Annotated in this window: 19 protein-coding genes and 1 tRNA gene; 13 read left to right on the forward strand and 7 right to left on the reverse strand. The window is 35.2% G+C overall.

What is annotated here, in order from left to right; all coding sequences use genetic code 11:
- Nucleotides 1-8 precede the first annotated feature (8 nt).
- Nucleotides 9-1,106, forward strand: a complete 1,098-nt coding sequence (gene murG / locus VIO64_RS18185; RefSeq protein ID WP_331921024.1) for an undecaprenyldiphospho-muramoylpentapeptide beta-N-acetylglucosaminyltransferase — start codon at nucleotides 9-11, stop codon at nucleotides 1,104-1,106.
- A 345-nt stretch (nucleotides 1,107-1,451) separates the two neighbouring features.
- Entirely contained in the window at nucleotides 1,452-1,829 is a 378-nt protein-coding gene (locus tag VIO64_RS18190; protein WP_331920880.1) for a UDP-N-acetylglucosamine 1-carboxyvinyltransferase, read from the forward strand.
- Between the two features lie 18 nt (nucleotides 1,830-1,847).
- On the opposite strand, the gene VIO64_RS18195 is transcribed toward VIO64_RS18190, so the two are convergent.
- Nucleotides 1,848-2,414, reverse strand: coding sequence for a hypothetical protein (locus VIO64_RS18195; RefSeq protein ID WP_331920882.1), 567 nt, complete (start codon nucleotides 2,412-2,414; stop codon nucleotides 1,848-1,850).
- 354 nt (nucleotides 2,415-2,768) lie between these two features.
- Here VIO64_RS18195 and VIO64_RS18200 point away from each other — a divergent pair, with 354 nt between their 5' ends.
- Both VIO64_RS18200 and VIO64_RS18205 read left to right on the forward strand, forming a co-directional pair.
- Nucleotides 2,769-3,527: a sigma-70 family RNA polymerase sigma factor gene (locus VIO64_RS18200; RefSeq protein WP_331920884.1), complete on the forward strand. Its 759-nt coding sequence runs from the start codon at nucleotides 2,769-2,771 to the stop codon at nucleotides 3,525-3,527.
- Nucleotides 3,520-5,484 carry a PA14 domain-containing protein gene (locus tag VIO64_RS18205; RefSeq protein ID WP_331920886.1) on the forward strand — a complete coding sequence of 655 codons (1,965 nt, stop codon included), beginning with the start codon at nucleotides 3,520-3,522 and terminating at the stop codon, nucleotides 5,482-5,484. Before VIO64_RS18200 ends, VIO64_RS18205 begins: the two co-directional genes overlap by 8 nt.
- Nucleotides 5,485-5,644: 160 nt before the next feature.
- On the opposite strand, the gene VIO64_RS18210 is transcribed toward VIO64_RS18205, so the two are convergent.
- Both VIO64_RS18210 and VIO64_RS18215 read right to left on the reverse strand, forming a co-directional pair.
- Entirely contained in the window at nucleotides 5,645-7,303 is a 1,659-nt protein-coding gene (locus VIO64_RS18210) for an anti-sigma factor domain-containing protein (protein WP_331920888.1), read from the reverse strand.
- Nucleotides 7,304-7,465: 162 nt separating this feature from the next.
- Complete coding sequence (locus VIO64_RS18215; RefSeq protein WP_331920890.1) at nucleotides 7,466-8,989, reverse strand: hypothetical protein; 1,524 nt, start codon at nucleotides 8,987-8,989, stop codon at nucleotides 7,466-7,468.
- A gap of 313 nt (nucleotides 8,990-9,302) precedes the next feature.
- Here VIO64_RS18215 and VIO64_RS18220 point away from each other — a divergent pair, with 313 nt between their 5' ends.
- From VIO64_RS18220 to VIO64_RS18240, 5 genes are all read left to right on the forward strand, one after another.
- On the forward strand, nucleotides 9,303-11,576 hold the full coding sequence (locus VIO64_RS18220; protein WP_331920892.1) for a DEAD/DEAH box helicase: 2,274 nt from the start codon (nucleotides 9,303-9,305) through the stop codon (nucleotides 11,574-11,576).
- 19 nt (nucleotides 11,577-11,595) lie between these two features.
- Nucleotides 11,596-12,819: a ribonuclease H-like domain-containing protein gene (locus VIO64_RS18225; protein ID WP_331920894.1), complete on the forward strand. Its 1,224-nt coding sequence runs from the start codon at nucleotides 11,596-11,598 to the stop codon at nucleotides 12,817-12,819.
- Between the two features lie 81 nt (nucleotides 12,820-12,900).
- Nucleotides 12,901-13,065 (forward strand): hypothetical protein, encoded by a 165-nt coding sequence (locus VIO64_RS18230; RefSeq protein ID WP_331920896.1) that lies wholly within the window; start codon nucleotides 12,901-12,903, stop codon nucleotides 13,063-13,065.
- A gap of 221 nt (nucleotides 13,066-13,286) precedes the next feature.
- A complete protein-coding gene (locus VIO64_RS18235) occupies nucleotides 13,287-13,535 on the forward strand; it encodes a hypothetical protein (protein ID WP_331920898.1) in 249 nt (82 codons plus the stop codon).
- 592 nt (nucleotides 13,536-14,127) lie between these two features.
- Nucleotides 14,128-14,460: a hypothetical protein gene (locus VIO64_RS18240; protein ID WP_331920900.1), complete on the forward strand. Its 333-nt coding sequence runs from the start codon at nucleotides 14,128-14,130 to the stop codon at nucleotides 14,458-14,460.
- A 456-nt stretch (nucleotides 14,461-14,916) separates the two neighbouring features.
- Here the strand turns inward: VIO64_RS18240 and VIO64_RS18245 are convergent.
- Nucleotides 14,917-14,989 (reverse strand) — tRNA-Lys (locus VIO64_RS18245).
- Between the two features lie 190 nt (nucleotides 14,990-15,179).
- Between VIO64_RS18245 and VIO64_RS18250 the strand changes: the two genes are divergently transcribed.
- On the forward strand, nucleotides 15,180-16,640 hold the full coding sequence (locus tag VIO64_RS18250; protein WP_331920902.1) for a hypothetical protein: 1,461 nt from the start codon (nucleotides 15,180-15,182) through the stop codon (nucleotides 16,638-16,640).
- Here VIO64_RS18250 and VIO64_RS18255 read toward each other — a convergent pair.
- Nucleotides 16,637-17,941 (reverse strand): LTA synthase family protein, encoded by a 1,305-nt coding sequence (locus VIO64_RS18255; RefSeq protein ID WP_331920904.1) that lies wholly within the window; start codon nucleotides 17,939-17,941, stop codon nucleotides 16,637-16,639. The genes VIO64_RS18250 and VIO64_RS18255 overlap by 4 nt on opposite strands.
- 40 nt (nucleotides 17,942-17,981) lie before the next feature.
- Between VIO64_RS18255 and VIO64_RS18260 the strand changes: the two genes are divergently transcribed.
- Both VIO64_RS18260 and VIO64_RS18265 read left to right on the forward strand, forming a co-directional pair.
- Entirely contained in the window at nucleotides 17,982-18,206 is a 225-nt protein-coding gene (locus VIO64_RS18260) for a hypothetical protein (RefSeq protein ID WP_331920906.1), read from the forward strand.
- A 15-nt stretch (nucleotides 18,207-18,221) separates the two neighbouring features.
- Entirely contained in the window at nucleotides 18,222-18,392 is a 171-nt protein-coding gene (locus VIO64_RS18265; protein WP_331920908.1) for a hypothetical protein, read from the forward strand.
- A 200-nt stretch (nucleotides 18,393-18,592) separates the two neighbouring features.
- Here VIO64_RS18265 and VIO64_RS18270 read toward each other — a convergent pair whose 3' ends face one another.
- Nucleotides 18,593-19,336 carry a glutamine amidotransferase gene (locus tag VIO64_RS18270; protein ID WP_331920910.1) on the reverse strand — a complete coding sequence of 248 codons (744 nt, stop codon included), beginning with the start codon at nucleotides 19,334-19,336 and terminating at the stop codon, nucleotides 18,593-18,595.
- A 69-nt stretch (nucleotides 19,337-19,405) separates the two neighbouring features.
- Nucleotides 19,406-20,806, reverse strand: a complete 1,401-nt coding sequence (locus tag VIO64_RS18275; RefSeq protein WP_331920912.1) for a Mur ligase family protein — start codon at nucleotides 20,804-20,806, stop codon at nucleotides 19,406-19,408.
- Between the two features lie 484 nt (nucleotides 20,807-21,290).
- On the opposite strand from VIO64_RS18275, the gene VIO64_RS18280 reads away from it, so the two are divergent.
- Nucleotides 21,291-23,534 carry a hypothetical protein gene (locus tag VIO64_RS18280; protein ID WP_331920914.1) on the forward strand — a complete coding sequence of 748 codons (2,244 nt, stop codon included), beginning with the start codon at nucleotides 21,291-21,293 and terminating at the stop codon, nucleotides 23,532-23,534.
- Nucleotides 23,535-23,631 lie beyond the last annotated feature (97 nt).

Below are 23,631 nucleotides of genomic sequence, written 5' to 3' on the forward strand. Positions count from 1 at the left end.
TGAGTCTATTGAAAGTATTGATAGCTGGCGGCGGTACTGCAGGTCATATAAATCCAGGGCTTGCAATTGCCAAGTATATAAAGTCAAAAAATCCGGAATCGGAAATAATTTTTATCGGCACCGAAAGAGGCCTTGAAACTAAATTAGTCCCAAGGGAGGGATTTGAGCTTAAGCTTATAAAGGTAAGAGGGTTTAGAAGAAAGCTTTCTAAGGATACATTTGTTGCTTTTAAGGAGATGTTTCAAGGGCTTTCAGAGGCTCGCGGAATAATAAAAAGGTTTAAGCCTGACATAGTAATAGGAACCGGGGGCTACGTTTGTGGTCCTGTTGTTTTTTCTGCTTCTATGAAAAAGATACCAACACTTATCCATGAACAAAATGCATTCCCAGGTGTTACAAACAGAATTCTTTCGAGATTTTCCAATGTAACGGCCATTAGCTTTAAGGAATCGGAAAAGTTCTTTAAGGCTGCAAAAAGGATAATGCTTACGGGTAATCCAATACGTAAGGAAATGCTTGAAATTGAACGTGGTAAAGCAAGAGAAAACCTAAAGGTAGACAGCAGTAATCCATTAGTGGTGATTTTTGGAGGAAGCCTGGGTGCTGAAAAAATTAATCAATCGGTGGTGGATATGCTCAAAGCCTATTACAGAGAAGGAAGTTTTAAGATTATTTATGCAACAGGTGAGAAGCAATATAATAATGTTGTGGAAAAACTGGAAGGAGTGAGTTTTCCTTCGGTTCAGGTGCTTCCATATATCTTTGACATGGCCGGTGTTATGGCAGCAGCAGATCTGGTGGTTTGCAGGGCAGGGGCAATAACAATAAGTGAACTTACAGCACTTTCTGTTCCCTCAATTATGATACCATCACCTTATGTAACGGCAAATCATCAGGAGCACAATGCCAAAGCCCTTGAAAAACACGGTGCTGCACAGGTAATATTGGAAAAGGATCTTAATGGAGAGCAGCTTCATAAAACGATAAGTGAAACTGTAAAAAACAAAGCAAAGCTTAAGCAAATGTCAAAAAATGCTGGTTTGATTGGTGTCAGGGATGCTGCAGAAAAAATATATAGCCTAGTGATGGAGATATGTGAAAAGTGATTTTTCAACCTTCTTGACATAAAAAAGGTAACACTTTTGTAAACCCAGCATAATATGATAACATAAGTGCATTGCAAATCAGCTGCAAGATGAATTCCATAAGTTCATTAATGCAGCTGTTATAGTCAAGGATTAAAGTTTTTCTTTAATTCTTATATAAGGCATGAATGAAAAATTACTTCCGCTTTCTACGCGGCTGGTCGTTTAGCTCCGCTAAACTGCTCGCCATGCATCCTGGGTGTTGACGAGTTAAGTCAACACATGAGCGAAATTTATAGCGGAAGTTATTTTTGATCTTGACTAAATTAGGAGTATTTCCACCGGGTTTTCGGAGGTGTTGTAAAAATGAGTAAACTTGTTATTGTCGGTGGACAAAAATTAAAAGGCGAAATTGTTGTTGAAGGTGCAAAAAATGCTGTATTACCTATACTAGCAGCTACTGTATTGAACGAAGGCCTTAGTGTTATAAAAAATTGTCCCAGACTAAAAGATGTTGAGGTAATGGTAAATATATTAAAAAGTTTAGGGTGTAAGGTAAATATGGAAGATAACATAATCCTTGTTGATTCTTCAACGATAAACAATACCTTCATACCCGAAGAACTTGCAGTTGAAATGAGATGCTCAATTATCTTTATGGGGGCAATCCTTTCGAAGTACGGTAAAGTTACTATAAGCTACCCAGGTGGTTGTGTTAATTCATGGGCAAATCAATTAATATAAAAAAATATAAACTCAATTTTAGCAGTAGGTTTTAAAAAAATTCTTTAGTCTGTTGCTTTCCATTGCCTTTATTATCTCGTTGTCTATTTCCAGTGCGGATGTGAATATATATGTTATATCCTTATGCAATTGTAGGAATTGCTCTTCTAAAGGCAAAACTTTCTTAAAGGAATCAGCAAATATAATTATTGTTGCAATTATTACCTTTAGTCTTAATATGCCTGAATATGCAGCAGTTGATTTTGCAGCAGTTTTTCTTTTAATTCTTATTCTTTTGCCTTCTTGCAGGTCTGCCAGCTTTTGAGCCATCTTGTATAGCTTTAGTCTGTTGCTGTCCGATATAATCCATGGGTTAGTTTCACCTGCTCTGCCAAAAAGCTTTCTTGTTTCACTGTTTACTTCCAATAATTCTCTATGAATCAAAGGTATTATCTTGCTGGCTTCACGCATGTAAAGCCCGAATTCGTTTATTGAAGCCAACCTTGCAACAGTTTCCCACAATGAAACCTTGTTATTTTGATATGGTTCGTATGACATGAATGCATTAAAATCATCACTGTTTATATCGTTATTAAATGTATTCAACTAGAAAACCTCCCTTAAATGATTGAAATTAACTTGAAATGAAATGCAAGATTTTTATCGGCAATAATATCTTATAACATTATGCTAAAAAAAGCTATTTCTTTCAGCCTATTCAAGTTATTAAATTTTTATAAATTTTTATAATTTTTAATTAATTTTTAATTAATTTTCATATTACGACAAAAAAAATATTTCACTACGAATGTTATCGTATAGAAGTTATTGAAACAATATGCCGATAAAAAAATATATATACTCAAAACCTACTAACTATGATAATAACTTTGAATCAATTTAAACTTTCTTTCATGCTTTGGTTATATAAATTCCTGCTTATAAAAGGGGTGCTTAATTTTGATTTTTACTGTTACTGTCTATAATTCTGACAAAGAGCATGCCGGGCATTTGGTTAACAGAATTAAAGCGGGGGATGAAGAACTTAGGGATAAATTTATAAACGATTACATACCTTTTATTTTAAAGGTTATTTCAAATGCGGTACCAAACAAGGAAGGCTTAAAAAACTGCGATGAATACAGTATTGGGCTTATTGCTTTCAATGAAGCTATTGATAAATTCGATAGCAACAAAAGCTATAAAACCTTTAACTTTTTTAGCTTTGCTGAGCAGATTATTAAGCGGAGAATTATTGATTATATACGAGTTGTGTCTAAAAGGAGTAAGGAAATACCGTTTTCATATTTGGAAGAAAAAGAAACTCAGTTTGATGAAAAGTATACTAACGAGCCGGCTATATCCAAATATGACAGGATAGAACTTTTTCAAGAGATCAAAAGTTTTGATGAGGAGTTGAAAGCGTTTGGAATTAAATTAAGTGATTTACATAAATATACACCAAAGCATAGCGACTCAAGAGAAATGTGTGTCAAGGTTGGAAAAAAGATAGCACAGAATAAAGAAATTTTTAAGAAAATAATTAATAAAAAATATTTTCCTATGAAGGAGCTAACCAAGATAGTTGATGTACATCCAAGGACTATTGAAAGAAACAGGGAGTTTATTATATCTGTTTCTATAATATACGGGAATGATTTTGAGCATTTGCAGTCCTATCTTGGTCGTACGTTAGGGGGCAGGGGAAAAAATGGATAAAAAGGGTATAATAATTTACGTTGGAAAACATTCAGTAACTGTTCTGACTGAAGATAACGGATATTTCAAGTTGAGAAGAAAGCCTTCCATGTATGTAAGCCAAGAAATATATATCAAAAAGAGCGATATAATCAATGAGTTCTTTATATTAAAAAGAGTATCTTTAGTGGCAGCAGTCGTTGTTTTTTTAGTAGGAATAGCTTTATATGCAAGTATATTGCATAATAAAAGCACTTTTAATGACAAGGTTCTGGCATATGTGAGCCTTGATATTAATCCGAGCATTCAGTTTGCTATTGATAAAGATTATAAAGTGATGAATGCCGATTATCTAAATAGAGACGCCAAGGAATTGATGGTGGATTTAAAACCGGAAGGCATGAAGATAAATGAGGCCTTTTATATTATATTAAGCAGATGCGTGGATAAAGGAATAGTTAAAGAAAATACTAAAAATTATTTTTTAATAACGGGCGCCTTGCAGGCAAATATAAATGGAAAAGCTGAAACTGAAGCCAACAATGACAAGTTGAAAAATCTTTTGAGCAGTTTGAAGAAAGATGTTGGTACTATGCCTGGAGAGGCTAACGAGATAGCTGTTTTTCAGCTAAATAAAAACGATATTGAAGCAGCTGACAAGAGCGGAATTTCTTTAGGAAGATATGCCTTATACAAGGAGATTGTAAAGGCAGGAAGCAAAATATCTCTTAGTGATTCTAAAAATTTTGAAGTATCGGATTTGATTATTGCATATGAAGAAGTGAGGAAGTATGCTGATCATAGCACACCGGTACCGGATAATTCAGATGTTCCGAACACAAAACAGCCTGATGCTTCGGTAGTTACGCCTGTTCCAAGTATGAAAAGCAGTGATTTAAAAAATACACCGATTATTCCAAGTACACCTGGTATTTCTAAAGCACCTTCAAGTAAAACAAATTCACCAAATATGTCAAATACTCCATCAAGCAACAAAATAAATTCTGACAAGAGCAGTATAAATCCATCAACAAGCAAGCCGAGCAGTGTGATATCATTAACGCCAAAACCAGAAGAAGAAGGAACTGGGTTAAGGGGTGAATATTACGATAATATAGATTTGACAAACTTAGTGAAGACGCGAATAGATAAATATATTTACTTTATGTGGGTGTCAGATTATCCTCCGACCAGTGCTCTTAAGAACGATGAATCTTACAGCGTTCGCTGGACTGGTTATATAAAGCCTCAGTATACGGCAGAATACACGTTTTATGTTACCCGAGATAACGGTGTAAGGCTTTGGATCGACAATAAGCTTATTATTGATAAGTGGAACGATCAATTTAATGTAACTGACACAGGGAAAATAGTTTTACAGGGCAACGAGAAATATGATATTAAAATCGAATTCTATAATAATACAGGTAACGGGTTAATATCACTCATGTGGAGCAGCATTTTAATGGAAAAATCAATTGTTCCTGTTTCGTGCTTATACCCTTCGACCTCTGAATTACCGGTAGGAACTGTATTTCCGGGTGAAGGAAAAGGATTAACCAGCGAATATTATGATAATTCCGATTTGACGTTGCTTAAGGCCTCAGGGATTGACAAGGAAATCAATTTTAACTGGGGAACGGGTTCTCCTGATAAGAGGATAAATCAGGATCAAAAATTCAGTATAAGATGGACAGGCTATATTCAACCTATTAATAGTGAGGATTATACATTCCATATTGACTACGATGGCGGAGTAAGGCTATGGATAGATGACAAGCTGGAAATAAACGAATGGGCTGAAACATTTAAGTTCTCCACACGTACTAGGGAAATAGCACTAAAAGCCGGGCATAAGCATAAAATAAAGCTTGAGTATTTTAATGGAGCACTTACTGGAAGGGTTAAGCTTATGTGGAGCAGCTCTTCATCTGAAAAATCTATTGTTCCAATGAGCAGGCTGTTCCCTGAGGATTAGAAGGAGGCTAGCACATAAAGATTTAGGATAAAAGAATAATAGGATAATAAGGTATCAAACTGACATTAAAATAAAAGGGCCATATAGATTAATAACTTTTATCTATACGGTCCTTTATTTTTGAGCCTTTTACTTTTGTTTTTTACTTTTTATCCTATCATCAATCGATTACAATCATTGTTAATGAACCGCTGGAGCTGGATCCGAAATCATTAACAAGTTTCCACTTATAATTGAAAATACCTTTCTTTTCGGCAATGATGGCAACTGTTCTGGATTGCGGCTCCGGTGTATTATCTTTCAATGAGGTTGATGAAATAACTTCATTGTTTTCATACAAAATAAGTGTAGTTCCGTTATTTCCTCCCGACATACTCATTGATAGCGAAAAATAATCCCCGACTTTTACAGAATAAGTATCCGATGATATTTGAACAATTCCTGGTATACCCTTAGCACCTGCTATTTCTGGAGCTGCTGAAGGTTTTATCGATGGCTTAGTAGCTACTGCAAGACTATCCGCTGGCTTTTTAGGTGTTGCTCTTCTTGTTGTGGGTGTAGGTCTTGCCGATTTTGTATTGGTTGCTCTCTGCCTTGTGGGCTGAATCGGTGTTGAAGTTGGATCAGCAGGACTGTTTGAAGGTTCATTATCCTCTGAATCATTCTCTTCGTCTAGTGGAAAACCTGCTATGGGAGACTCTGTCTGTTCAATAACAGCAGGAGTGGAGCTGACTTCCGCTGTTTCTACAGTCTCAGGAAATTCTGTAGCTTCTGGACCTTCAGAAGGCTCATAGGTTTCTTCCACTGGAGAAGGCTCATCCAATATAATTACCTTGCTTGAGGGAGAAGGGGATACAGTTTCAACTGATTTATTAAGAAATACTTTACTTCCGAATACAACAAGCACAATAACAGCAGCTAAACCTGCAGCAACACCTGCAAACTTTAATATTTTGTTGTAGGATAGTTGTGAACCGTCCTTATTAAGCTGAACCTGCTTGCCGATGCTTCTGTTATTGCTCCTGTCCACTTTTATAATAATGAACTGCCCTGAAAAATTCATTACAATAGCATCTTTTTTGAAAAGCTCAAGTATGATACCTATGTTTTCTGTAGGCTTACCCTGGGATATGTTTATGAGATAGCTTTTTAACACCTTCAAATCACTTTTTAATATTATTGCAAGGGCTATTATGTATTCTTTATTCTTTTCTATAAGTTTTCTTTGTACCTTAAACCTCTCGTCTAAATCATCCAAGGGAATAGACCTAAGATTGAACATGCTGTTAAAAAGTGTTTGACTGTCTGCAATGGACCTTGCAATCTTTAATGAAAACATGATCTGATCTACTTCTCTTGGGCCTAGGAAGAAAAGGTCCCTTAAGGTTATACCGAATTCCCATAGCTTTTGCTTGAAAATAATGATCTCATCCTTATTTTCAAAATTACGATACAAATATTCTTTTGAATCATCATTGGAGGGATCTATACTAGATGAGCTACTTGAGCTTTCCTCCCATAAAAAATGATATAACCACTCCTTAATAATCTTTTCTGAATATGTAGCAAAGCTATCGTTATCGTTAAAGTCATAATGGTCAATACAGTAGTTAAAAGCAGTAATAGCAGCTTCATATTCCTTACTGTTCGTAGGAATTGCTGATTTACTCAAGACCTGAGACACAACTTTCATGATCATGGTCTTGTTTTCTTCAATGAAACGCTCCCTTAATGAAAGATCTCCTTCCCTCATCTTTGTCAAGGCATTCATTAGATTATCGTTGTTGAAAACTTCGTTGTTAATAAAATCCGAGCTCATTTTATCATCTCCAAGGTAAAATTAGTTTAGGAATACATTTGATTCTTTATCTTCATTTACTGCTTGTCGTACATTTACTAAGGCATGAATGAAAAATTACTTCCGCTTTTGAGCGGGTGTTGACGAGTTAAGTCAACACATGAGCGAAACTTATAGCGGATGTTATTTTTGGATCATGACTGAAATAGTCTCACTTATTGCTGATCCTTTACTGTTAAGTAATTTAAACCAATATTTAAATGTTCCCTTAGATTTTGCCTTAAAAGACATGGATGCAGTTTGCGGGTTTGGGGAATCATCTTTATGCCTTTTAAAAAGAACTATTTTACCATTTTCATAAAGAACAATAATTGTCCCGTTATTTCCACCGGTCATGTTCATTGTTATCGTATATGTATCACCGATTTTAACATTATCTATATCACAGCCGATTATCGGTGTATCAGGCGGTCCTACTGCTTTATCCGTAGGCGGCGTGGGTGCCGGTGAGGGTGCTTTTTTAGTGGCTTTGGGCTTTTTAGTAGCCGAAGGCTTTACTACAGTATCGTTATATGTTTGTTCAGGTGTTGGCGTTGCAGGTATAAAATCGGTGCTTATAATATTTGCCTCCGGTGTAGGGCTGAACGCTGCTGTAAAAGTAGCAGTAACAGCGGGAATTGAAGGCTTTTTTTCCGGAGTATCGTTTTTTGCAACGATACCTTTTGATCCAACCTTACTTGGAGAATATGCAGGGGTTGAATCGCTCTTTAAAAGGTAAGTAAAACCAACCAAAATCGTCAAAGTAATAACAAAAAAACTGGCGGCAAAGATAGAATACCTTGTAATATTGGAAGGCTGTTTTATGTAATCGCTGTTTACAACCATTTGTTTACCTAAATAAAGGTTTGGAGTGTTCTTTATTTTAGCTATTGCAAACTTGCCTTGCAAAGTAAAGATCAATGCCTTTTCCTTATAAAGCTCAAGAATAATTCCAACGTTATCAGGGGATTTATTACCTGATTCGATATTCTTGAGATAGCTTTTAAATATAGACAAATTGCTGCTCATAATAAGAGCTAAAGCTATTATATAGGCTTTATGCTTTTCTATAAATTTTTTGTTGTTTCTGACATCTCTGTCAAGCAAGTCATAAGGAATACCTGCCTTTGACGAAATATTTTTGTAAACTTCAGGGTTGTATAGAAGCTTACGGGCTGTAGAGATAGAAATTTTGACAGACTCTTCATCAGAAGGAGTAACATTTACCAATGAATCCAAAGTAATGTCAAGTTCCCACAACCTAAGCTTGAACTTGGATATTTCATCCTTGTTTTCATAATCCCTGTATAAGTACTCGTTTTCAATTTGAGTATTTATAGTTGAAGAATTAGCGTTTAACAACTTTATGTAATCATAAACGGAGTTTTTTATAACCTTCTCTGCATAAGTTAGAAAATCCTCATCACTATTTAAATCAAATGTATCTATTGCATAATTGAATGATGACAGACCTATTTCAAATTCTTTACTGTTGTGAGGTATAGTTGATCTATTTAGTGCTTTTGATACGACCTTTAGAATAAAACTTTTATTTTCATCAATAAAATTACTTCTAGATGCATTATCACCTAAGCGTAATCCCTCAATAAATGATTTCAGGTTATCTTTAGATAATTTATCCTTGCTAAAAAAATTTGAACTGCTCAATTCACTTCCTCCATATTGTACAAACAATGTCGATTGAAATGTACTAAAATTTCCTATACATGAATTATATATTAATTATTTACATTCTTCAATAATTGATATGAAAATAAAAAAACACATTCTATATAAATATGTAAAAAGCTGTCGTATTGTAATTTTTGCTGTAAAAATGAGTTAATGCAATTTAGTGCACAATATATTACTATATATTAATAAAGGCTGTTCATTAAATAGAAAAATTATTATAATAAAATAGAACGAACATAATACATTACTATTTTAATTATTTAAATAAAAGTTATTGGAGACAGGCATGAATCTAGAACAGATTTTAGATAATTTTAAAAATTCTGAAGAGTTGATGAGAAATATAACATCGTGGGTTGAAATACCGCCAAAGGATGCTGTTTATTCAGATTTTCCGGATAGCGTGGACCAAAGGCTAAAGGATGCCCTAAAGAAAAGAGGAATTACAAGGCTTTATTCTCATCAGGCATCAGCCGTAAGCGAGGCGGAGAATGATAAAAACGTTGTAGTAGTTACACCAACTGCATCAGGTAAGACAATGTGCTACAACATACCAGTCATAAATAATATATTGAAGGATCCAGAATCAAGGGCAATTTTTCTGTTTCCCACCAAAGCACTCTCACAGGACCAGTCTGCTGAGCTTCATGAGCTCATCACTGAGGTGGGTGTAGATATAAAAACATATACTTATGATGGGGATACACCTCAAACAGCCAGAAAAGCCATAAGGCATGCAGGACATATAGTTGTTACAAATCCTGACATGCTTCACAGCGGGATACTGCCCCATCATACCAAATGGAATAAATTATTTGAAAACCTGAAATTTATTGTGATTGATGAAATACACCATTACAGGGGCGTTTTCGGTAGCCATCTTGCCAATGTAATAAGAAGGCTGAAAAGAATATGCAGTTTTTACGGCTCAAGACCCAGGTTTATTTGCTGTTCTGCTACAATAGCCAACCCCGATGAATTGGCATCAGGAATTATCGGAGAGGATGTTGTTTTAGTTGATAATAATGGTGCTCCCATGGGTAAAAAGCATTTTATTTTTTATAATCCCCCTGTAGTAAATAAAGAACTTGGAATCAGAAAAAGCAGCACAATAGAGGCTAAGACACTGGCTCAAAACCTTGTTAGAAACAATATACAGACAATAGTTTTTACAAGAAGCAGGCTGAATGTAGAGGTATTAGTTACCTATCTAAAGGATGTATATGCAAACAAATTTGAGGGTGAGCAAAGAGTAAGAGGTTATCGAGGCGGATACCTTCCAAGCCTCAGGCGTGAAATAGAAAGAGGACTTAGAAACGGCACTGTGACAGGCGTAGTAAGCACTAATGCCCTTGAACTTGGCATTGATATAGGCAACCTGGAGGCATGTGTTATATGCGGATATCCCGGAAGTATCTCCAGCACCTGGCAGCAGGCAGGAAGAGCCGGAAGAAGGAACAGTGTTTCTGCAACCTTTCTTATTGCCAGCAGCAGTCCACTAGATCAATATATAGTAGGGAACAGCGATTATTTTTTTACAAAGAGTCCTGAATACGGGCTCATAAATCCGGACAACCTTGCAATACTATATAACCATATAAAATGTGCAGCCTTTGAGCTTCCATTTACAGACGATGAAAAATTCGGTGTTGAAACCACCGCAGAAATACTGGCATTTATGGAGGACGCCAAAATTTTAAGGCATGTGGGCTCAAGGTGGTACTGGATGAATGACGTTTTCCCGGCAGGTGATATTTCGCTAAGAAGTGCTTCCAATGAGAATTTTATTATAGTTGACATAACAGACCCAAAGCATAGGGTAATAGGAGAGACAGACAGGTTCAGTGCACCTATGCTTCTCCATGAGGAGGCAATATACATTCATGAGGGTCAGCAGTACCAAGTTGAAGAGCTGGATTTTGACGATAAAAAGGCATATGTTAGGAAGGTTGATGTGGATTACTATACCGATGCCAACCTTGCCGTGGATATGAAAGTTATTGATGTGTTCAGGAGTGAGGAAGGAAAGCTTACCGACAGGTTCAGCGGAGAGGTGATGGTTTCGGCAATAGTAACCATGTTTAAAAAAATCAAGCTCTATACCCATGAAAACATAGGATCGGGGCCGGTTAATCTTCCTGAACTGGAAATGCATACAACATCATACTGGATAAGTTTTTCGGAAGAATCCACAAAAGGGATGTCACAACTTGAAATACAAAACGGACTTTTAGGTCTGTCAAACATTATCGCAAACTGTGCACCTATTTATCTTATGTGTGACCCGGGAGATATAAGGGTAGTATATCAGGTAAAGGCACCTTTTACCATTAAGCCTACACTTTATATTTATGACAGCTACCCTGGGGGAGTAGGTTTTAGTGAAAAGCTGTATAACATACATCAGGACTTATTTACTGCTACAGGCAAAATGATAGAGCAGTGCAGCTGTGAATTTGGGTGTCCGTCATGCGTCGGCCCTTTGAATGAGTTTTCTGGAAGCGGCAATCCCAAGCTATTAACCCTTAAATTTATAGGACATGCTCTAAGAAATGAGTAAATATAAATGAGGCGTGGATATGTATTCCGATTTAAGAAGCAAGCTTAAACAATTTGCTGAAAAGCAAAACACTAGTGAGGCTGTAAAAATAGAAACTAACGCTGAAATAGACCGGCTTATGGAGGGAACTATTGAGTCAAATGGCATGGGTTCGTTTTTCATGCATAAGAATACCTATTCAATGGATTGTGTTCATGGAAATTGCACTCTGGGAGACTTTGCTGCACTTGATTTTGATTACCTTTTAAAGGTGTTTAGCAGCAATGTTAGCAAATTGGAACTTAAGGACATGGTGTTTCTTGATACGGAGACCACTGGGCTTGGCGGGTCTGGGACGGTTGCATTCCTTATCGGAATTGGATATTTTGAAGAGGATAATTTTGTAGTAAAGCAGCTTTTTATGAGGGATTATGATGAAGAGCCTGCAATGCTTTGTTATTTGGATAATGAGCTTGCCGGCAGGAAGGGACTGATTACATTCAACGGCAAGGCCTTTGATTGGAACCTTTTGAATTCCAGATTTATATTTAATAGAATAAAATGCAGGCAGACGGATCCTGTACATCTGGATTTGCTGCATATTTCCAGGGCTATATGGAAAAGGAAGCTGGAAAGCTGCAGACTCATATCACTTGAAGAAAATCTGCTTGATTTCAAAAGAGCGGACGATATACCGGGATACCTTATACCATCGGCGTATTTTAAATATGTCAACGACAGGGATGCTTCCGATATGAAGAGGGTGTTAGAGCATAACAGACTGGATATCATTTCAATGGTGTCGCTTAGTGTAAAAATCAGTAAACTTCTTAATAATCCTTTAGAAGAAGCTTCTGATTATAATGAAGTTTTTGGTACAGCCAGGATCTATAACAGAGTTATGGATTATGGGAAGGCTGAAAGCTGTTTTAAGCATTGTTCGGTTTCAAATAACAATATTATAAGGGTTGAGGCCTTAAAAGAGCTTACAGGGCTATATAAAAACAATAAGGACTATGATGGGATAACCAAATGCCTAGAGCTGATTATGAGCACATCCAAAACTCCGAACATTCCTGTGATGATAGAGCTGGCAAAGCATTATGAGCATAGGGTAAAGGATATTAATAATGCTAAAAGTATAACTGAAAAGGCTTTTGAGATTTGTTTAGGTAACAGCCTTTTAAGAGGTGTTTATTACAAGGATCTTAAGCACAGGCTGGATAGATTGATAAGAAAGGCTGCTAATAAAGCAAAGGTATAAAACTTTTTTGTTTAGTAAAAAAATATCAGGGTAAATAACAGCATACTACACAATTTTATGTTTTTAATGGAGGTAATAAATATGCATTGTTCACCTGAATGGAATGGCTGTAAAGCAGATGTCTGTGACGAAAATCAACATGTATGGGATGGATGTGTTTGTTCCATATGTGGGATTGAAAATCATGAGTGGCAGAAGTCTGAATCTGAGGAGAAGTGTGTAAATTGTAAGGAATCTAAAGAGTGAGACACAATTAAAAATTTTACAATTATTTTGAATTGTGATGTGGAAAGTAACTCAGCATAACCTTAAAAAGGTGAATTATGCGGGGTTATTTTTAAGTTTGCAAAAATAACAAAAAATGTTGAATAAAGTTACAAGGAATAAGAAAAATTTACAAATTATTTGACTCCAGGGAAAAATATGGTATAATTGGGTTATAATATTTTTTCAAGGGGGAAAATGTTATGGAAAGATGGAAGGGGAAGTTAAAAGCCAGGGAATTTGAAGCCAACGTAGAGATCTTTTACAGGATGCCCACATATTACACCTTGGGAGAATGGTATGGATATGGCACAGTAACCCAGTCCATTGAGGAAAGGGAATATGAGACAAACCTTGGAAGTATTATAGTGAATAACATCAAGGACAGCAACTACAGCAAGCTATTGTTTGGCTTTACAGGAAACGGAGATTTATTTTTGCCTAGAGAGTGAAAAGTAAAATTATCTCTTTTGCTTGATATATAAATAGGTGGGTAATAATAATTACGATAAACTTTGCAAAACGTACTAAAAAAGAGGGCCGGATTTATGTTTTTGGGCCCTCTTTTTAGTATCTGGGAAATTATGGTGTATGCTACGCAATAGTTACTTCATACACATTTAATATTTACAAATTATTCACACTCTTTTAAAAGTTTAAAGTTAGAATAATTTAAAAGGTTAAGCCTTGAGGGGCAGAACAATTCTGATCTGGTTTAATCTTTTATAGTAGATATAGAGATTAGTCTGATTCATAGTACATCGATTTCTCCCTAAGAGAGCCGGTAATGGCTCTTTTTTTCTGTCTCAGGCTGCAAAATCGTAAGGTATCTTGCTCATATCTAGGAAATTATGGTGTACGCTACACCACAATTTCCATGACCACGATCAATGTTGAAAAATCACTCCTTGATTTTGTTTTAATGGTTCTACGGTTTATATTAATTTAATATATAATATTGCTGCAGCATTTTTGTAAAAAATATTTTATACTTGCAGGAATTTACCTTCAAATGGAGAATTAGGAAATTGGGAGGGTGATATAATGTATAAAGAGGATATTAAAGAGACTTTAATCAAAGCAATAAGTCAAAGGAAGCCTGTAAAATTCAGTTATAATAGTCCCGACGATACGGCAAACGGTGAAAGAATCGGAAATTCTCATGCCATGTATATAAACTATTATACTGGAAACATTCTTGTAGATATATATCAAACTGCTGGCGATTCAAATGAAAAGAAAACTATTCCAGAGTGGAGACAATTTAAGTTAAGTTACATTGATAAGATCGAGATACTTATGGATAAACATTTTGAGGTTCAAAAAGATTATAAGCCTAACTCTCCGAAATACAAAAACTTTATAGCAAAGATATAATGAGATATAGTGACAATAGGGCCTCTCTGAGAAGGGGGGCTTTTTTAATGTCTAGGAAATTATTAGGCGATTATTGAAGGGTATGTTTTGGTCTTGTATTAATATATATATATTATATGATTTTACAAAAAATAAATTTACAGAAGATATTTTATTATTAAAAAATAAGCTTTGAAATAAAAATTCATAAAATAAATTGCGAACCTCTTGGAAACAGGAGGTCTTTTAATAGATTTAGTTGATATTAGATGAAAAACGGACCACAAAGATTATAAAGAAGGCGTTAAACGCTTAAATTGCAGGAATAAATTACCAGATGAAGGTTGTGATATATATTCACGTACTCCCTGAGAATAAAAAGGAGGCTATGAATAAGTTAAAAGGTGTATTTTCAAAATCGGTGCAAATACAAAATAAAGACTCCGAGTAAAATTTTCGAAGCCTTTATTTTTCTAATGCACCATCGGGGATTCGAACCCAGGACACCCTGATTAAGAGTCAGGTGCTCTACCAACTGAGCTAATGGTGCATGTCGTTCGCGTCAGCGACCTTTATTAATATAGCAGATATTATTAATAATTGCAATAGTTTTTTTTGAAAAAATCAAATTTTTTTGCTGCATAATATTTTGTTTTAAATATTCCGATATTATATATGCTATTTGTCATTGGAAAAGCAACATATAAACCAAGGAAAATGTCCTTATACAGGTGATGATAATGGATATACAAACAACAAATAAACCCGGAAAATCGATAATTGACTCTATATTTATAAGTGTGTTATTTTTACTTACCTGCCTGATACTTTATGTTCCGGCTATGCAAAATGATACATATTGGCTTATAAACACCGGAAAATACATAATAAACGCCGGATTTCCTATTACTGAGACTTTTACAATCCATGAAGGGCTTGTGTTTAATGCACAGCAGTGGTTGACTCAGGTAATATTCTACTGGGTATTCAACTTGTTTGGGGATTTTGGCATTCATGTGCTTTGTATTTCAATATACATTCTAATATCAATGTTTATTTACAAGTTGACGCTTTTGCTGAGCGACAACAACAAATTTATATCACTGGGTGTATCCCTTTATTCAATTATATTTTTAAGCTTTTACATGGTTCCAAGGCCCCAGATTTTCTCAATACTTATATTTGTGCTGGCGATTTATTGTCTTGAAGTGTATTTAAAAAATAAAAAACTATATGCTTTATTTTTAATTCCTTTACTTTCTGTAATATTGGTAAACGTACATTCTGCAATGTGGGTATTCCTTTTCCTGCTAATGGTTCCATATATAATCGACGGCTTTAGGTTTAAGATATTGATCATCGGCGGGCAGGGATATAGTATTGCAACCCTTGCTGCTATGTTTCTATCCTCAATTGCAGCAGGATTTATTAATCCATACGGCTTAAGGAACATGATTTATGTAGTATATTCATATGGAAACAAAATGGTTGGGGCAAGTATTAGTGAGATGCAGTCTCCGGATTTTAAAGGTGTATTGGGGATTATAATATTTCTGGTTTTACTAGTGTTTGTATTGGTGCATATAATGGTTAAAGGCAAAACCAGGCTCAGGTATGTGCTTATTACAATAGGAACGGTATACATGGGACTTTCTTCGGTAAGAAGCTTTGCATTGTTTTTAGTTTGCGGACTACCGTTTTTAGCTTATTTCTTGAAAGGTATAAGTTTTCCCACTTCCATAAGTGTAAGCAGTAGGATAAGACATGTTCTAGTAGCAGTTATAATTGGAATACTTATTATAGCCGGAGTGTTTAAAAAGTATGATTATACCGACAAAATGAATGAATTCCGGCCAATAGGTGCCGTTGAGTATATCAAAAAGAATGTTAGGACAGATGACATAAGGCTGTATAATGATTTTAATACAGGCGGTTATATTGAATTTGCGGGTCTTAAGACTTTTATCGATTCAAGAGCTGAAATATTCTTAAAATCCTTAAATAAAAAGGAAGATATTATTATTGATTTTTTCAACATGAGGAAGGGGAGTATGCATTACAAAAAGTTTATAGGTAAGTACAAGTTTACTCACTACCTCATGTCGAAAAAAGATCCGCTGTATGTCCTATTAAGTGAAGATGCAGATTATATGAAGGCTTACGAGGATGATAAATTTGTTGTGTATGTTAATGCGGATTAATAGCTGTCAGCCTTAAAAGCATTCTTCCTTATCATTAAATCCGATAGATTACCAAGCTGTTGTATTTCTGTAATTTCATTCTGGTATTCATTCTTATTTATGAGGCTGCTGCCTTTTACATCATAAGCCTTGTCTTCCGAAGCTACATAGATATATTTATCGGTTACAACCGATGAGTCCCTGAGAAGGGCATATCCCTCCTTTTTATTGAACATGTCCTGGCCCATTGAATAAGGGAAGTCAATATCCATCAAATTGGCTAATGTAGGGAGTAAATCAACCTGGCCTGATGCAGTGCTTATGGTCTGCCCGCCCTCTACACCCGGTATGTGTATTATAAGAGGGACCTTCTGAAGCTTGATCCAATTGAAGTTATTTGGTTCAACGTTTTCAAGACGGTAGAGATCACCTGCCTGAGGCCTTGGCAATGCACTATGGTCGCCATATATAACTACCACTGTATTATCATATAAGCTGCGTTTTTTAAGGTCGTCAATCAGCTTTCCGATACATCTGTCTACATAATTGATGGCACCTAAGTAGTTACCCAGCACTGTGTTATCGTAGGGGTTCACATCAACATTTGACTTGTCTGCAAAAAAGTCATAGGGGTGATGGCTTGAAAGTGTTATTAGCATACTGTAGAAAGGACTGGTTGTATCAATCTTCTCGAGAGACTGCCTGAAAAAGGATTCGTCACTTAATGCATAGCCGCCCCATCCCACAAACTCGTCAATATTGAAGTCTTTGTAGCTTATAAATCTATCATAGCCCAGACTCCGGTACATAATAGCTCTATTCCAAAAGCTAGGGTTATATGCATGAAAGGATGATGTAGAATATCCCCTCGATTTTAGAGCGTGGGGCAGGGAATTGTAAACATTGGTAGGATACCGTAAAAATACTGCCCCTTCATTTATGGGGTAGAGAGATGTGTTGGTAAGGAACTCTGCATCAGATGTGTTGCCGCCTTTAACCTGATAATAATAATTGTCGAAATAGAAGTTTTCTTTAGCCAGCTTGTTGAGATTGGGTGTTATTTCCTTTCCGTTAAGGGTTTTATTCATTGCAAAGCCTTGAAGTGATTCAACCTGAACAATAAGGAGATTCTTTCCTTTTGCAGCTCCCTTAAACCTATCACCAAAAACCTGCTTATTTTTATAGAAATCATCCATTTGCTTCTTTTCATCAGCCGTCAAGGTTTTGCTTTTCAAAAGATCATCCTTTATAAAATTAAACACGTCATTACCATGAAAATAGAGGATGCCCATGTTCTTAATTATCTGATTGTTATCATACACTCCTGTTTTGATCTCCGAATTATTAAAGGATACAAAAATTGTGGGTATTGAAATTGCCAATACTACTGCAAAGATGATTAGCCTTTTTGTAAAGCTTGTCCTTAAAGGGATTCTTTGCTTAAAAATAAACAAGAGTGCTAAAAGGAACGGAAAGTCGAGAAACAGGAAGATATCTTTTATATCAAACAAACTAAAAATACTTCCTTCGACTGAATTTAGAAACTTGAATGCAAAAATGACAGGCACTGTTATGGCTGTTGTATAATAGCGTATGTATAATATGTCCGAGAGAAATAATATTGACAGGACAAGGTTAATAATTATAAGAACAATAAAAGACTTTTTTCCAGATAGAAGGAAAAAAAGGGAGAATATCAATAGTATAGCAGCGACTGATGATGAAAGCATGGAAAAATTACTCGGGGATAAAATCGGTCTGCCGCTAATGTAAGTAATAAACTGGAAATAAATTAACTTAAAAAAAACTGCTCCAAAAACTGCAAGCAGTAGAATTACTTCTGTAAAAGGTTTTTTTATTAAACTTTGTACGGTGTTTGATTTGATAACGGGTACTCCCACCTAACTACCTCCGAAATGATAACTGTCTATGAAATAAATTAATAGTGTAAACGTAAATACAAAAAATTAATTTTATAGAATACGCTTTAGCATTGAATCATGTGCACAAGATTCAATAACATCATCTAAAGGTTGCAATGAAACAAAATCCTTGTATTTTTGCTTAAGAGCAAGACTCAAAAGGTGATCGGTAAATGCAGGGTTTTTAGGAAGCAAGCTTCCATGGGAGTAAGAGCAGTGAACATTTTTATATAATGCACCTTCACAATCATCCTCTCCATTATTTCCATTTCCTCTAAGCACTCTTCCCAATGGTTTGACATCAACACCCAGATAGGTTCTTCCTGAATGGTTTTCGAAACCTATTACCTTGCCGTCAAATGTATCGCTCTTTAGAAAATCGCATTCAAAAGCCATATTGCCGATCATTCTCTTCTGTCCTCCTATGGTCCAAAGATCAAGGATGCCTAAAAATTCTATTTCCTTACCCTCCCAGGTCTTATAGTATTTGCCTAAGAGCTGGTAGCCCCCGCAAATACATAGGAATATTTTATCATTCATGATGGCATTTTTTATTTCGCTGCCTTTTTGCTTCAAGAGGTCATCTTGAATTATTGTTTGTTCGTAATCCTGGCCCCCGCCTAAAAATATAATGTCGTAGTTTTCGGGAATAAAACTGTCTCCGAGTGTAACGTTTGAGATGGTGATTTTTATTCCTCTCCACTCGGAACGCCTTTTTAATGCAATTATATTTCCCCTGTCCCCATAAAGGTTTAAGAGGTCAGGGTACAGATGACATATATTTAACTCATACATAAAAAGATGTTCCTTTCATATACAATATGATTATTTTTCTAATACTTTTAATTTAATAAATATAATAGATTATTTCCAAAATTCCTTCAAACCGAACTTGTTTTTAAGGAACTTTCTTAATTCTGTCATAGCTGTATAGGTAGGCAATATATACAAGTTTTGGCCTTCCGGCGTATTCTCCAATGCAGTTGAAATAAGCTCTTTATAATCCTTAATTATACATATTTTATTTGTATATACACCTGCGTATTTCAGCCGTACTGCCATATCCTCGGCACGAATGCCTGAAGCATATACCGTGCCCACATTATGCTGGATCTTTTCCAGTTTCTCAAAGTCCACATCCCAAATCCATGATATATCGGTACCGTCAGCAAGATTATCATTGAGAAGGAATGCAAGCTGCATTTGCTTGTCTTCCGTGAGAAGATAATTCAGAACCTGATTAAAACCTGTAGGGTTTTTAACCAGTATCAATCTTATTTTTTTGCTTCCAGCGTTGATTGTTTCCATTCTTCCAAAGCCGCACTCAAACTTGCCCATGGCTTTTATTGTGTTTTCAACAGGTAGGTTTAATAGGCTTCCGCATGCTGCTGCTGCAAGTGCGTTGTATACATTATATAGTCCCGGTAGGTTTACCCTGGCATCCCACATTTTGCTTTTATCCTCGCCCGTACTGTTTATGGAAAAATGGATATTAGAGTATTCCGGATTGAGTTCTAAGACCTTAACGCAGTTAACGGTTGACTGAGGTCTTCTGTATCCACAGGCGGGACAGGAAAACTCACCTAAATGACCGTATATATGACTTTGATATTCATACCTTGTTTGGCAATAAAGGCAAAAGGAAGCATCGTTATTGATGTTTTCCTCCAAGCTGTCGCAGGCGTTGTTGTTTACACCGTAATAAACAACTTCTTTATCGGTCTCTTTACCTATTGATGCACAAAGAGAGTCATCAGCGTTTAAAACAAGCTTGGTCTTGCTGTGCTTTGCAATACCAGCTTTGACACCATTTAATGTTGTATACAGCTCTCCATATCTATCCAACTGATCCCTAAAAAAGTTTGTAACTACAAGAATATCAGGCTCCACAAAATTGCTGAGAGATTTGAAGGCAGCTTCATCAATCTCAAGCAGTGCATGGGAACAGGAGGAGTTACCCTTTATATCAATGCTGTCCAGAAAAGTGGTAGCAATACCACTGACGAGGTTTGCACCAGACTTGTTTGAAATGAATTCGATATCGTTTTCATTAAGGATCTGGCTGATAATTCTCGATGTTGTTGTTTTGCCGTTCGTCCCTGTTACCATAATGATTTTGAAATTGTGAGTTATTTCTTTAATAAAACCAGGGTACAGCTTTAGGGCGATTTTTCCAGGAAGAGTTGTCCCGCCACGCCTCATAAGTCTTAATCCCTTTATAATAATTTTAGATACAGCAATTGTTATTGAAAGTCTAAGATTCATGTCATTATTCCTCTTATCATTTTGTTTATGTATGGGAAATTATGGTGTATACTACGCCATAATTTCTCACGACAACGACCAATGTTGCAAAATCACTTTGTGATTTTGTTCATTAAATTATAACACAATGAAATTAATATAACACACAAAAAATAATGGTATTTATTGCCTATTTGAAATGTGGCAAGCATATATTACTATATTAATGGTATGCATGGTGTAAGAATAGATGCATTTGATGTTTATCTTAAATTAAAACTTTGGGTTATTTGTCCCAAATCTATTGATTTGATAGGAAAATTTGTTGTATAATATTATTATATTCTGATTTGCAAAAAATATTGGGGGTTAATATGTTCTTATTTTTTTGACATATTATGTTTATCATGATTTACGAAATATCGTATTTGTAAAGAGCATTTCTTAAAGAGTGTGTCCAACTATATTTTTCATGTAAATAAAATTTCATTTAGGGGGATTTTAATTGTTACTACTACTGTTCTCTATATTGTTAGGTTATTGTCTTTTGAACCAATTTATTAAGCTGAAGAATCCAATTATGATTTTTTCAGGCTCTTTTATTATAGGTTCTATAGTTTCCGGAACCATGCTTTATATATTGGAGTTGTTATCGATATATACCTTAAAAGACAGGTTGTACGGAAATATTATTTATTTCTTGATATCTACAGCATACATAGTGTATTCGTTTTATTCCAGAAAGGTTTTAGGTTCCCTCAAAACGGACACAATTAATTTCTTCAAAAACAAAGCAGTAGTTATACTGTTTATATTGTTTATGCTTTACTCCACATGGCTTAATTACGGCACTTTTTACGAAGAATCCGGTGATATAAGGATTGCTTACGGAGCTTACAGCGATATAATGTACCATCATGCTTTTGTGCGTTCGGTATCTATAGGGGATAACGTACCCACAACTTATCCGTATTTTGCCAATACGCAAATTCATTATCACTTCCTGTTCGATTACTATGCAGGTAAAATGGCACAGTCTGGCTTCAGCACTCTAAATGCTTTGAATGTATTGTCATTATTAAGTTTGACGGTGCTGCTCCTTCTTGTTTATGAGTTTGGAAGAAAGTATTTTAATAGTAAGGCTGTGGGCATACTAAGTGCTGTATTACTGATTTTTTCAAGCTCTCTTGCTGCATTTGAATGGATTTATAAAAACAGGAATACAAACTTAATTCAGGGCATAATCAAGCGAACCGGCTGGATTAGTAACGCAACTTTTGAGGATTGGGGACTTTTTAATTTTAATGTTTTTATAAATCAGCGCCACTTTGCCTTTTCTATAGCTATCTGTGTTTTTTTTGCCCTATATCTGGTACTTAGAAGAGAAGTGAAAAGCACTACTCAGTATAAGAGAAGAGATATTAAAAGAAACATATTTATTGGGATAGTTATAGGAATGACTCCTTTTTGGAATATAATTTCTGCGGCTGTTTGTATTGCATTTATTGGACTTTTTGGAATCAGTACATTTTTTAGAAACAAAGCTTATACTATAAGCAAGGTTAACACAGCGTTAATTTGTGCTTTAATAATTTTACCACAGCTCCTGTTGTTTAAATCAGGGGATACGGTATTATCACAATATCCAAAGCTTCACTTTGGGTATGCATTGGATAAATTCACAATTTTCGCATTTGTAGCCTACTATTTTAAAGTTTTTGGTATAAAACTTATTCTTATTTTTGCATCAGTATTTTTTGTTAATAAAGCGAAAAGGTTTGACTTTTTAATATTTTTAATTCCCTTTATAATTGCAAATACTTTACAAATGGGAGTTATACTTTATGACAATAACAAGTTTATGTTTATGTGGCTTGTTTTTGCTAATTGCTTTGCAGCTTATATGCTGGTATCGCTATACAGGTTGCCTCAGATAATCAAGGGAAAAATTGAAAGCTGGAAAAAAAGGAAGACAGATGTAACGCTTAGAGTCGAAGAATCGGAGGAAGCTGTCACGCAGGAGAATACTATAAAGTCTGAGGGGGCAATGGAAAATATAACACAAGAGCCATCACTGATTACAGAAGAGTCATTGGAAAATGTAGCAAATGAAACACATCCAATTGCTGAACATGAGCCTGAAACAATATCACAGGTAGCAGCATCTGATTCATATAAATCGGATGTTAGGGAAGATAAGTCATCTATAATTAACATAGACAGGTTAATGAGATACCTTTCATTAACTAAGCCTATAGTAGTTATCCTAACTTTTACAATTATACTATCAGGCTTATTTGATGTTTTTGCTGTTAATAATATGACTAGATATAAAATTAAGGATAACAGTTCTGAGCTGAAACAATGGATTTTAAAAAATACCAACCGCGATTCAATATTTATGACAGATACCTTTATACCAGCAGATGACAATCCTATTACTGCAGTTACACTCTCAGGAAGAATGTTATATGCTGTTAAAAATGATGTGGATTCCAGCTGCAATGTTGATCCCAGACTTAAAAACATTACAAAAATTTATTCGTTTTCTGAAGGCCTTGATAAGACAATCGAACTTATCAAAAAAGAAAAAATAGACTATATTTTAGTAGATAAAAATGTTAGAAATAATAAGGATTTAAACCTTAATGAAGCAATGCTTGAGCAAAACTTTAAATTAGAATATACAGGTGTAAAGGAATATGGGGAAACCGATGTAAAAGTTTACTCTATAAAAAATAAGCAATGATGCGATAATCGAAGGCTAGATAATCAATAATGTATATTATGATTAAATGTGTAAAACCAACTTAACGACATGCTGTTTGACCTTTTGAGAACTCTAG

It is taken from the genome of Pseudobacteroides sp. (assembly GCF_036567765.1).
Classification (GTDB): Bacteria; Bacillota; Clostridia; order Acetivibrionales; family DSM-2933; genus Pseudobacteroides.

What these genes read in the sequence shown, in the direction of transcription:
- VIO64_RS18220 (WP_331920892.1), top strand. Translation starts at nt 9,303, where the DNA reads ATGAATCTAGAACAGATTTTAGATAATTTTAAAAATTCTGAAGAGTTG.
- VIO64_RS18275 (WP_331920912.1), bottom strand. Translation starts at nt 20,806, where the DNA reads ATGAATCTTAGACTTTCAATAACAATTGCTGTATCTAAAATTATTATA.
- VIO64_RS18190 (WP_331920880.1), top strand. Translation starts at nt 1,452, where the DNA reads ATGAGTAAACTTGTTATTGTCGGTGGACAAAAATTAAAAGGCGAAATT.
- VIO64_RS18225 (WP_331920894.1), top strand. Translation starts at nt 11,596, where the DNA reads ATGTATTCCGATTTAAGAAGCAAGCTTAAACAATTTGCTGAAAAGCAA.
- VIO64_RS18235 (WP_331920898.1), top strand. Translation starts at nt 13,287, where the DNA reads ATGGAAAGATGGAAGGGGAAGTTAAAAGCCAGGGAATTTGAAGCCAAC.
- VIO64_RS18270 (WP_331920910.1), bottom strand. Translation starts at nt 19,336, where the DNA reads ATGTATGAGTTAAATATATGTCATCTGTACCCTGACCTCTTAAACCTT.
- VIO64_RS18210 (WP_331920888.1), bottom strand. Translation starts at nt 7,303, where the DNA reads ATGAGCTCGGATTTTATTAACAACGAAGTTTTCAACAACGATAATCTA.
- VIO64_RS18240 (WP_331920900.1), top strand. Translation starts at nt 14,128, where the DNA reads ATGTATAAAGAGGATATTAAAGAGACTTTAATCAAAGCAATAAGTCAA.
- VIO64_RS18230 (WP_331920896.1), top strand. Translation starts at nt 12,901, where the DNA reads ATGCATTGTTCACCTGAATGGAATGGCTGTAAAGCAGATGTCTGTGAC.
- VIO64_RS18265 (WP_331920908.1), top strand. Translation starts at nt 18,222, where the DNA reads ATGTCCGAGAGAAATAATATTGACAGGACAAGGTTAATAATTATAAGA.
- VIO64_RS18250 (WP_331920902.1), top strand. Translation starts at nt 15,180, where the DNA reads ATGGATATACAAACAACAAATAAACCCGGAAAATCGATAATTGACTCT.
- VIO64_RS18205 (WP_331920886.1), top strand. Translation starts at nt 3,520, where the DNA reads ATGGATAAAAAGGGTATAATAATTTACGTTGGAAAACATTCAGTAACT.